Raw genomic sequence first — 11,448 nt, 5'->3', positions numbered from 1 at the left:
TCACTAAAAAATTAATGCAACTTTTGTCCATTAGGGACTTTAGGCTCGGATCTTATGAGGCATATCGCCCCATTCTCATCAGAAAATCCCACCAGCAAAAATTGGGAGGTAAAACCAGCAATATTTTTTTCACCTAAATTGACACACCCTACTACGGAACGCCCTAATAAGGTTTCAGGAGTATAATGTGCCGTCACTTGAGCAGAGGTTTGTAATACACCTATCTCTTTACCAAAATCTACCCATACTTTATAAGCCGGCTTCTTTGCACGAGGGAACTCTTCCACTTTAACAACGGTACCTGAGCGCAATTCAACTTTAGCAAAATCATCGAACGATATAATCATTTGAAACCTCTTCCTCATAAATCAGAAAACCGATTCATACCCATTAATTTACCGATACTACACTGTCGGTATTTAACTCAGGGACTAAGCTCTTTAATAAGATAAACAATTCATCGTTCTGATTTTCCTGACACGCTGTATTTAACAAACGCATAGTCTGAATTAACTCGTCCCAATTGAGCTCGCGGAATTTTGCTTTAAACAATTTTTCATGTTCCGTAGAAGCCAATTGTTCAGACTCGTGGAACAATTCTTCAAATAATTTCTCTCCGGGGCGTAATCCAGTGTACTCAATCATAATATCCTTCCCTGGCTCCTTCCCTGCTAAGCGAATCATTTGCTCTGCCAAATAGCTGATTTTAACAGGCTCACCCATGTCCAGAACAAAAATTTCTCCTCCTGTTCCGTTGACCATAGCCTGTAAAATCAACTGACATGCTTCAGGAATGGTCATAAAATACCGTTGCATATCTGGATGAGTTACTTTTATCGGACCACCACTTTGTAATTGTTTTTGAAATAATGGGACAACACTTCCCGCAGAACCTAAAACATTTCCAAAACGCACTGTAATGAATTGGGTGTTAACCCGTCCATTCAGGTTCTGACAATAAATCTCAGCAACTCGCTTGGTAGTTCCCATAATGTTGGTTGGATTTACTGCTTTATCCGTAGAAATCAAAATGAACTTTCCAACACCAACAGTAATGCTAGCCTTGGCAACAATCTGAGTTCCAAGTACATTATTTATCACAGCAACTCGTATTTGATCTTGTAACAGCGGAACATGCTTGTATGCTGCCGCATGAAACACTATTTCCGGGAGAAAATCAGCAAAGAGATGATTAATCGCTACTTCATCGGTAACACTGATCAATTTAAGTTCTAAAGGAATGTCTGGGAAACTTTCTCTCAGCTCGAGTTCAATTTGATATAAATTAAACTCGCTGTTTTCGACTATCGCCAAACTCTTAGGTTTAAGGGCTAAAACTTGTCGACATAGCTCTGAACCAATTGAGCCTCCCCCTCCAGTAACCAATACTCGCTTTCCAGCGATGCCCGCTGTTAATCGGTCCCATTGCAAGCTAACCTGATCCCTACCTAACAAATCTTCAATATTAACGGGTCTTAATGCATTAACCTCTACTCTTCCTGCCGCTAAAGCATTAAGACCTGGGAGAGTGCTGAATGGTGTTTGGGTTTCCTCACAACAGGTTACAATACGGCGCATTAATGAAGAACTTGCTGATGGAATAGCAATAAAAATCAAATCAATATCATATTCTTTGACTCGCTCAGCAATTTGGCTAGTCGTTCCCAAAACAGGAATTCCATGAACCTCTAAACCACGTTTTGCTAAATTATCGTCAATAAACCCTACAGGGATATACTGATTGGAACGTTTTAAATCACGACCAAGTCCTTCGCCAGCCATACCTGCTCCGATAATGAGGACTCGTTTCATTTCAGTTGACTTATTCCACTTAGCTCGCTTATCCCAATAAATTCTTCTCAATATTCTAAAACTACAAAGAAGAGTGGTTAAAATCAGACAATATAAAGGAAATACAGAGCGCGGAACTTCATGAAGTATTGATGCAACATATAAAACTGGGATTCCCAATACTGTAGCCGAAAGGGTAGCTTTTAAAATCCGCATGACGTCGTTCAATGAAAAAAAGCGCCACAGGCCACGATATGTCTTAAAATAGAAGTAACAAGAAACTTGAATCGTTGTTAACAGAGCCAAGGCAATAACGAAATGCATTGAAGTAAATATTTTCGCCGATGGGTGCATATTATAACGCAACCAATATGCTGTATACCAAGCCACCGGAATAGCAAGAATATCGCAGAGAAAAACTGGTAATTTTTTATGCAGTTTTTGCAGAAATATTGGCATTTTGTGTATCATACAAGAATCATCCTTCACTCATTTTATTTCTTATTATCATAAGATAGTACACTATGTTGATATGTATCTCATCAAAAATCACTACGAACCGTGGTAATCCTTAATTCACATCTATTTCTTTTCTGATGAAAGAGAAGAGGAATTTTCATATATTTCATAGCGATAAATTGAATCACGATTATTGCTCACATAAGTCTTACTTAGTTTATAGTCGTGATTGTTGCTCAAAGCTGTTTTTAAACAAACATCGCTCGGGGTATATATTACTCTTCCTTGCTCAATAAGCGAAGTTAAAATGATAAATGCTGGCTTTTTATGCAAAACTTCACTACAAAATTGCTCATACATCTGTTTTTTCGAATAGTGGGCCATTGTCAAATTATTTAAACAGTATGAATCAATATAATTTAATGGACTGGCATAAGGAATCAACCCGTTGTCCGCTAATACCACCCAATCGCTGGGAGCGGCATGACTATTTAACCAATCTACTACCTTAGTACGTAATTGTTCGCCTTTGACTGGATTTTGGGTAAAGTATCGGTAATCGGCCAAACTCATGGCTGGGACAAATAGAAACAAAACAACAAAAAAACTTAAATAAAAAAGCGATGCAAAAATGTAATCTTCCTTTTGTCTAATTACAAGCACTATTCTACGAATACCTTGTACTACCAAGGGAAACAACAGAGCAAAAGCAGGTAAAAAGAGTCGATTATCAAACGCCACCACAGGATCCGCATCTGCTAATATAATTAGGTAAACAAGACTGGGTAACCATAAAAAATAATGTCGTTTATCTTGAGACTTGATGCAGGCAGGCAAAGATATCAGAGCTAGAGGCCAAATTAATTTGAGGTAATGAATATCCAAAGAAAAAGAGAGCGATTGAGATAGTCCTTTACAATAAACTGAGTTAGGAAACAAATATCCAAAATAAGTGAGACGCCAAAAAAAATAAGGTCCATAAAACAGTATGAGGCTTAGACAAAAAAGTAATACTCCATGCCAGTATTGTTCTATTTTTTCTTTAGGCCTATCCCAACACATCAAAATAAAAAACAATAAAATAAATGCAGGTGCTTCGGGTCTTGTTATTCCAGCCAGAGCAAGCAAAATTCCAGCGCTTACAAAATAAGCTTTTCTTGGGGTTGCGCGTACATTAGGAAAAAGGTTATACCCCATACCTCTAAAACAGCAATATACGGCTCCACATATAAGTGCCTCATATACTGTAGTTTCTAAACCACTAGTCCCCCATATAATTTGTCCTTTATAAAATAATAAGCCCATACATGGAAGAAGGGATTCACGTATGGAAAGCCAAAGTCGGCTAATTAAAAAAATGAAGGAACACGTAAAAAGCAGCCCTAATAGACCAGCCATTTTTAAAGCAATTACCGGGTTACCTTTTAATAAGAGGGTTAAAGCGCCTAGAGCAACAAAGCTAAAGTTAGAATATCCTTCCACTGGAGAGTCATGCAGATTCCATAATATGCCCTCTCCAGCAGCCCAATGCTTGGCATAGCGCAAAGAAATATACATATCATCGATAGTAAATGGCCAAATTGCTTGGACCTGGAGAACAAATAAATAAACAAAGATTAAAATTAGAGTGCTGTCATACCAATGCACTCCAGATTTCATTGAGCTAAAGCCATAAACGTTAAAACTACAAAACACCAAAGATTAATTCGTGATAATCGATCACTTAAAAAAACAATCACGGGGTCATCATTTTCAATGTCTTGCGTTGCAAGCCAGGCAAAACGCCACAATGCGATCGCTGCAAAGGGAACGGTTAGCATAAAATAAAATGATTCATCTCGAGCATAAATAATATAGAAAACGTAGGTAAGGAAAGTGGTAAAACCAATTACCAGAATAAGCCAATGAAGTATTAAAGGATTATACTTCTTCAATACTTGACGTGTTGCATGCTTTAGACCTAACTGCATTTCCATTCGTCGCTTGTTTAAAGCAATAAAAAGACTAAGCAATGTTGCTGCAACAATTAACCAAATAGAAATGGGTAAGCCGATACCCAACGTCCCGGCTAATACCCGCAGCATAAATCCAGCAGCAATGCAGAGTACATCAACAATAGGAATCAACTTGAACAGATGATTGTAGGCAACATTAATGACTAAATAAATACAGAGTATAATCGCTAGTTTTTTAGAAATTAACCAACCTAAAGTAAGTCCAGTGAGTAGCAATAAAAACAACATAAAAATTGCTTCAGAAACAGAAACGCTTCCACTTGCTATTGGCCTATGGCGTTTGTGGGGATGCAAGCTGTCTTCGGTTCTGTCTTCAAGGTCGTTATAAATGTATATGGCACTTGAAATCAGGCAAAAGGCTAAAGAAGCGAGTAAAGCAGGTATAAAATATCCAGGAGTAGGTGTATAACAAAATCCCAGCATCACAAAGACGGCTTTGGCCCAGTGGGACACACGAAGAAGCAGAAATAAATGTTTCAGCCTTTCCATGACACTCACTATTTTTATATCATTTGTCAATTCAATCACCTTCTCTGTTCCTGTAAAATACAGCTCAGGCAACAAGTAGCGCCTAACTTGGGCCCCCAAATTAAACGACTTACATACCCAGCACATCTACTATAACTATAATCATTAAGTTTAAAGTATCATAATCCTGAAAAAATGCATCATTTCAAAAGCTTAATCACTAAATAAAATATAACCTTTCAATATATTGAAGCAATTTAGTAAAAAATAATCAAATAACATTGCATTTATACAATTACGAAGTAAGATAAAATATACAAAAGGAATTACACACGAATATTACATACCAGAATGCCAATGGACGGGGGGTTATCATGCACTTTATTCTTATACCGGGACGTATTGAAAAATTTAACAGCCTACGTAAAGCCTATGAAGAAGAAAAACATGTTGATTTGAATGAAAAACCTTCGATGATAGGAACACCTGTTTTTTTTGGAGGAACAGATGTTGTCAGTAGAAGCAAGCAGGTTTCATTTTTAGAAAAAATAAACACAGTTCTTAAAATACATTTACTTCACGAACAAGACATCAAAACTCCGGCACAACGACAAGTATATATCATTGCTGCACGATTTATGATTGCAGCAGGCCTGTATGTACAATCCCAAATCGGGAGTTCAAAACGAAATTCTGCCTTATACCGCATCATTGAGAATAATTTGGGAATAACTGATGAAAACTTCCTGGATGAGGAAGATAAAGAAACATGTTTTTTAACTGCAGAGCGGCTTATAAAAACGCCCCATGCCCTAGAGCATGCGAATGTGTTTCTCCAAAAGGAAGGACTTAAGCCATTTAGCGAGAAAGAATGGAAACAGTTTACAGATTATTTAGGGGAAATGTGCCATAAAAAAGAAGTCCCAGAACAAATCACCAAATTTCCCGTCATCTCCATCACGCAACCATTATTTGGCGCTGCCTTTGCATACGTAGGAGCCACTGTAGGTGTCGTAATAGCAGAGGGAGCTACTAACTCAACAACGGCGATATCCCCTCGGGTTCAATTAACTGCTCTAGTTGGAAGCACCTTATTGATTTTCAGTCCAGCAGGAGCAACAGGCGTCGCCCTCTTTGCACCAGTAATTGCAACGAAACTCTTTACATCTTTTTGTACAATCAGTTTGGCTCATCTTATGGGAACTGCAGCGGGATATCTTGGACAAGGCGTAGGAATAGGAATAGGTTTCCCTTTTGATGCCGCATATAATTTACTTTGGTCTATTTGCTCGCTCATAAGTCGTCACTACAGTAAAACACCAGAGCTTGCTCCTATTGATGGAATACGTATTGTTGATGGGGCTACAATCATTGCGGGCATTCCTATTCAATGGGTTGCTGAGAATGCTCTACCAGAAGGGTGTACTAAAAAAATTCTTGAAATAACTGAAGAAGGTGAAATTCGTATTGAAGGAGAAGAGGTAAAAGACAGTAACACTCCCATGCAAATTCCCTCTGAAGTGCTTGAAGAATTAAAAAAACAATTGGCAACTCGCTCCACTCAAACACCTGAATCCACTGGAGTCGAGCAAGAAAAAGACGCAAGAAAAACCTCAAAAGAGGAAGAGGCTTTAGGAGACTCATTCTCCCTTGTATAAGCTGTTTCTGTTGAAAATACAATGGGGGGTAAGAAAAACTCAGAAATGCATTTCGTATTGCGATGCAATATCATTGCATTTCCGAGTTCCTGGGTCATGCTGTGCTACACCCAGGTTATGTATTAGGGTCGATTATCCACTTCTTTGCGCTGACTAGGCATGAAGTCTTTTCGATCAAGCCCCATTGCTACTGCTAAAGCTCCCGCAACATAGATAGAGGAATAAGTACCTATCACAATACCAATGATCAATGCCAGAGAAAATCCATGAATGGCTTCACCGCCATAAATAAACAGAGCAACCACCACAAAGAGCGTCAACATGGACGTCATGATGGTACGTGATAAAGTTTGGTTAATCGAAATATTCATAATTTCTATAGAGCTGGCACGACGAATTTTCACGAAATTCTCACGCACCCTATCAAAAACTACAATGGTATCATTTAACGAATACCCAATGACTGCTAACAAACCCGCCAATGCCTTAAGATCAAACTCAATACCAAAAAAAGCAAAGATACCCAGGATCAACACAGGATCATGGACCAAGGCAACAGCAGAACTCACTGCAAGTCGGTATTCAAAACGCATGGCAATATAAATCATCGTTGCTAACAAAGAAACAACGACAGCCAGGGCTCCTTTAGTCGCTAGCTCTTGCCCTACTTGTGGCCCAACAAAATCGACTCTTTGTTTTGCGGCCCCAGGCAGAGCACTCATGACCTGATCAACCAAGCGAGCCTGTTCTTTGTCTTCTCGAGGAGCAATACTAATTAATACATCTTTAGAAGTACCATAGCTCACTACCTGAGCTTCCTTAAATCCTGCCTTACTCAAGCTTTCCCTGATTGAAGGTAAATCTGCAGCAGAAGAATATGAAACTTCTATTTGAGTTCCACCCGTAAAATCAAGTCCCCACTTCAAACCATGAATCGCTAAAGCACCAATAGAAAGTACAAAGATCAATATGGAGAAGCTCGCCGTCCAACGACGAGCACCCATAAAGTCCACATTTGAATTTGGATTAAAAAATTCCATCTGAGCCTCGCCTTAAATACCAATAGATAATTTTTTAACAGCCCTACCACCATAATACCAATTTACAATTCCTCGAGTGTACGTAATACCCGTTAACATGGAGGTCAGCAATCCTAAAGAAAGCGTTACAGCAAATCCACGTACTGGTCCTGTACCCACAGCAAACAAAATGATTGCTACGATTAAGGTAGTCACGTTTGCGTCAAGAATCGTAGAAAATGCACGCTCATATCCTGCATTAATTGCAGCCTGAGGTGATAATCCATGCCGCAACTCTTCGCGAATACGTTCATAAATCAGTACGTTAGCATCTACCGCCATACCTACCGTCAATACAATCCCGGCAATACCTGGAAGGGTTAAGGTTGCATCGATCACAGACAATAATGCACAAAGCAGAACCAAGTTAAGCAGCAGCGCAATATTAGCGATAAGACCAAAAAGACGGTAATAAACCAACATCAAGATGAGGATTAAGCCCATGCCAACTTGCAATGAAATAATACCTCTACGGATATTTTCTTTACCTAAAGTCGGTCCTACGGTGCGTTCTTCTATTGGATAGATCGCAGCAGGCAAAGCCCCTGCTCGAAGCAATAACGCCAAATTACTTGCTTCTTTACTATCAGTAAGGCCAGTAATTTGGAAATTATTACCCAAAGCATTTTGAATGACTGGAGCACTAATAACACGCTCTTCTCTATGAGTAACTCTTTTTTCCACTCCATTTACAGTTTGAATGGAATTTTTTGTTTCAACATAAACAATGGCCATACGTTTACCAATATTCTCGCGAGTTACTTTGGTAAACAAACTTTCCCCGCCCCCACCAAGTTGTATTTGTACTGCTGGAGTCGCTGACTGCTGATCATAACTGGAAACTGCTGAGGTAATTGAATCACCACTCAATACCACTTGTCTTTTTAACAGAATAGGACGTCCATCCATTATCAGTAACTTATCATTGACAGGAATAGCCCCAGTTTGTTTCGCAATTTGCGGGTCATTATCTTGATCTACCATATAGAATTGTAAGGTTGCAGTTCCACCAAGAATTTGCTTAGCACGAGCTGCATCTTGAATTCCAGGTAAGTCAACAGCTACACGGGTTGCCCCTTGTTGTTGCACTACCGCTTCACCAACGCCTAACTCATTAACTCGATTTCGTAAAATACTCATTGTTTGTTCAATGGTATTTTGACGGGTATTGTTTAACTCAACGGGTGAAATCGACACTAAAATTTCATTGCTTGTTTTACTTTTTACAAAAACAAGATCAGGGATTTTTTCCTTTAAGCCCAAATAGGCATTATTCATCGACTCGCTATCACGGAAATGTAAACTTACGCCTTTGTCTGCTACATAACGAATACCGGTATAACGAATACCAAGCTCTCGCAATTCTTGACTGATATTTTTCATTACCCCTTCATAACGACGGCTAATCACACTTTCCACGTCAACTTCTAACAGAAAGTGTACTCCTCCGCGTAAGTCAAGACCTTGTTTCATTGGGGCCGCACGAATAGAGTCCAACCATCTTGGTGTAGATGGAGCCAAATTCAAGGCTACAGTATATTGAGATCCCAAAGCATTCTTAATGGCATCGCGAGCTAACAACTGGGAATCAGTAGATGAAAATATAACTTCAACGGACTCACCTTGAGTGATGAGTGATTTATAAGATAGATTACCTTTTTTTAAGATATCTTCTACCTGGTTTTTTAGTTCATCATAATCCACAGGTGTTTCAGACGAAATTTGTACTACAGGATTTTCTGTATACAAATTGGGTATGGCGTAAATAAACCCAACCACTGCAATGATAATCAGCAGCAGGTTTTTCCATAAAGGATATTTATTTTGCATTTCCGTGTCCTGACCTTCTTAAAGCGATTTTAAAGTGCCTTTGGGCAATACTGTGCTCACAGCACCTCTTTGTATATTAATCTCGACACCTTCGGCAAGACTGATCTTCATATATTGCTCATCTAAACTAACTACTTTAGCTAATATACCGCCTGAGGTAATAATCTCATCGCCTTTCTTTAAGCGGCTTATTAAATCACGATGTTCTTTTGCTCTTTTGTTTTGGGGTCTTATAAGCATAAAGTAGAACAACACAAAAATAGCGGCGATCATAATGAGCGAAAAAGTTCCATCTGCTTGAGGCGCTGCTGTAGTCCCCGCTGCAGCTAGAGCATCACTAATAAAAAAACTCATATTGTCTCCTTTAATCTACTATTGATAATCGCGTGACATCATATAGCGAATTGGTCTTAAGGTAAATGAATCAACGCGGAAATTAAAACAGTTTTTCACAATAGTAGTTTTTATTTTGAACTATAATTTTCTATAAGCATTTAAAAGGGAATTCAAATGAACCAATTTAAGGTCTTTATTTTTTTATTTATAATGACCTATTTGCTATCAAGTTACTCATCGACAGTAATAAATCCCAATGCTGCAGATAATACCAAACAACCCACAGTCCTTATTATAAAAAAAGTACCTCTTGTCATTCACGGGAAAAAAACAGAAGTATTCAAAATTGAGCAACCCGATGGAACTTGGGGGTATCGTGGAGTACAAGGACAATACTTTGATACAATTGTTAAAAATACCACCGATAAACCAACAGTAATTCATTGGCATGGGTTAATTTTACCTAACTCACAAGATGGAGTGCCTTATGTAACGCAACTCCCAATCCCTGCAGGTGGTGAATCTCATTATCGGTTTAAACTACACCAATCAGGCACTTATTGGATGCACTCGCATTTTGATTTACAGGTTCAACGCTTTCTTTCCGCTCCATTTATCATTACCAACCCTAATGAAAAGAATAAAGAACACGATGTGGTTTTATTTCTTGCCGATTATAGTTATAAAAAACCTAAAACGCTGTTATATGAATTAAAAAACAAAGGATCTATGCCGCTAAAAGCAATGGATAGTATGAAGCAAAAAACACCCACGTATAACAAGTCGATTGACAATGCCTCTAAAGCTTCAAAACCTGATTTAAATGATGTGACTTATGATGCTTTTCTAACAAATTATCATAGTCTTTCTAATCCGGAAATTATTCCTGTCTCCAGCGGAGAAACAGTTCGACTCCGCATTATTGATGGCGCAGCAATGACTAATTTTTTTATCAATTTAGGCAAACTTACAGGCAAAGCAATTGCTGTTGATGGACAACCTATCCAAGAAATAGAAGGGAATCAATTTCAACTGGCGGTTGGACAACGTGTTGATATTCTCATCAAAATTCCTAAAGGTGAAGGCGCATATCCTATTCTTGCTCAAGGAGCTGGAACCCAACTGCAAACAGGACTCATTTTATCTACTCCAGGCGCTTCTAAAATAGCAGTTAGCGAAAAAGCACCTACACTCGCAGGTGGACTAAACAATGAACAAGAATTGAAAACCCACGCCTTATTTCCTCTTCCTGTAAAACAACCCGAACAAACCCTCACTGTTACTTTAGATGGCGATATGATGAACTATATTTGGAAAATGAATAATCAAGTCTGGCCTGATATTACTCCATTACGTGTTGATAGAAACAAACGAATTGAAATCGTTTTAATTAATAAAACGAATATGGCTCATCCAATGCACTTGCATGGCCATTTATTTGAAGTCACAGAGATTGATGGCCAATTACTTAAAGAGGGCCCCATGCGAGACACGGTTTTAGTTTTGCCTCATTCCATTGTCAAAATACAATTTGATACTGACAATCCAGGAAACTGGATGTTTCATTGCCATATGCTCTATCATGAGGCAACGGGAATGATGACTTTTATTAATTATAATGGCACCAAATTACCAGACTTCAAAAAAGATTATTTTCATAAATAAAAGTCCTTCTTCCATCACAATGATATTAAAATCTAGCGGCATTCAAGACCATGGTATCCTGAGGAGTCTAAAACCTAGGATCTCCTGATTTTTACTCATATCCCTTCTAGACATCCCTCACTACGCCTTGCAATTCACTTAAGTTTA

At 38.5% G+C, this 11,448-nt stretch carries 9 protein-coding genes; 2 read left to right on the top strand and 7 right to left on the bottom strand.

The window, feature by feature from the left end; translation table 11 throughout:
* Positions 1-11: 11 nt before the first annotated feature.
* The 4 genes from ACWTEW_RS05130 to ACWTEW_RS05115 all read right to left on the bottom strand — a co-directional run bounded on the left by ACWTEW_RS05130 (position 12) and on the right by ACWTEW_RS05115 (position 4,793).
* The gene (locus tag ACWTEW_RS05130; RefSeq protein ID WP_454780688.1) at positions 12-347 is read right to left on the bottom strand and encodes a tRNA-binding protein; all 336 of its coding nucleotides are present in this window, start codon (positions 345-347) and stop codon (positions 12-14) included.
* 43 nt (positions 348-390) lie between these two features.
* Positions 391-2,262: a polysaccharide biosynthesis protein gene (locus ACWTEW_RS05125; RefSeq protein WP_454780687.1), complete on the bottom strand. Its 1,872-nt coding sequence runs from the start codon at positions 2,260-2,262 to the stop codon at positions 391-393.
* A 111-nt stretch (positions 2,263-2,373) separates the two neighbouring features.
* Entirely contained in the window at positions 2,374-3,909 is a 1,536-nt protein-coding gene (locus ACWTEW_RS05120) for a protein LphB (RefSeq protein ID WP_454780686.1), read from the bottom strand.
* Positions 3,906-4,793: a decaprenyl-phosphate phosphoribosyltransferase gene (locus ACWTEW_RS05115; RefSeq protein WP_454780685.1), complete on the bottom strand. Its 888-nt coding sequence runs from the start codon at positions 4,791-4,793 to the stop codon at positions 3,906-3,908. The genes ACWTEW_RS05120 and ACWTEW_RS05115 overlap by 4 nt, the downstream gene beginning before the upstream one ends.
* Positions 4,794-5,107: 314 nt before the next feature.
* On the opposite strand from ACWTEW_RS05115, the gene ACWTEW_RS05110 reads away from it, so the two are divergent.
* The gene (locus tag ACWTEW_RS05110) at positions 5,108-6,391 is read left to right on the top strand and encodes a hypothetical protein (RefSeq protein WP_454780684.1); all 1,284 of its coding nucleotides are present in this window, start codon (positions 5,108-5,110) and stop codon (positions 6,389-6,391) included.
* A 122-nt stretch (positions 6,392-6,513) separates the two neighbouring features.
* On the opposite strand, the gene secF is transcribed toward ACWTEW_RS05110, so the two are convergent.
* From secF to yajC, 3 genes are read right to left on the bottom strand one after another with little or no spacing between them, the layout of a single operon-like run.
* Complete coding sequence (secF, locus tag ACWTEW_RS05105) at positions 6,514-7,431, bottom strand: protein translocase subunit SecF (RefSeq protein WP_454780683.1); 918 nt, start codon at positions 7,429-7,431, stop codon at positions 6,514-6,516.
* Between the two features lie 12 nt (positions 7,432-7,443).
* Positions 7,444-9,300 carry a protein translocase subunit SecD gene (secD, locus tag ACWTEW_RS05100; RefSeq protein WP_454780682.1) on the bottom strand — a complete coding sequence of 619 codons (1,857 nt, stop codon included), beginning with the start codon at positions 9,298-9,300 and terminating at the stop codon, positions 7,444-7,446.
* Between the two features lie 18 nt (positions 9,301-9,318).
* Positions 9,319-9,654, bottom strand: coding sequence for a preprotein translocase subunit YajC (yajC, locus tag ACWTEW_RS05095; RefSeq protein WP_454780681.1), 336 nt, complete (start codon positions 9,652-9,654; stop codon positions 9,319-9,321).
* 156 nt (positions 9,655-9,810) lie between these two features.
* Between yajC and ACWTEW_RS05090 the strand changes: the two genes are divergently transcribed.
* Positions 9,811-11,301: a multicopper oxidase family protein gene (locus tag ACWTEW_RS05090; protein ID WP_454780680.1), complete on the top strand. Its 1,491-nt coding sequence runs from the start codon at positions 9,811-9,813 to the stop codon at positions 11,299-11,301.
* Positions 11,302-11,448: the final 147 nt, after the last annotated feature.

Source organism: Legionella stuttgartensis, from assembly GCF_977063405.2.
The sequence above is the reverse complement of the archived record's forward strand: the minus strand, read 5'-3'. Positions and strand labels throughout refer to the sequence as shown.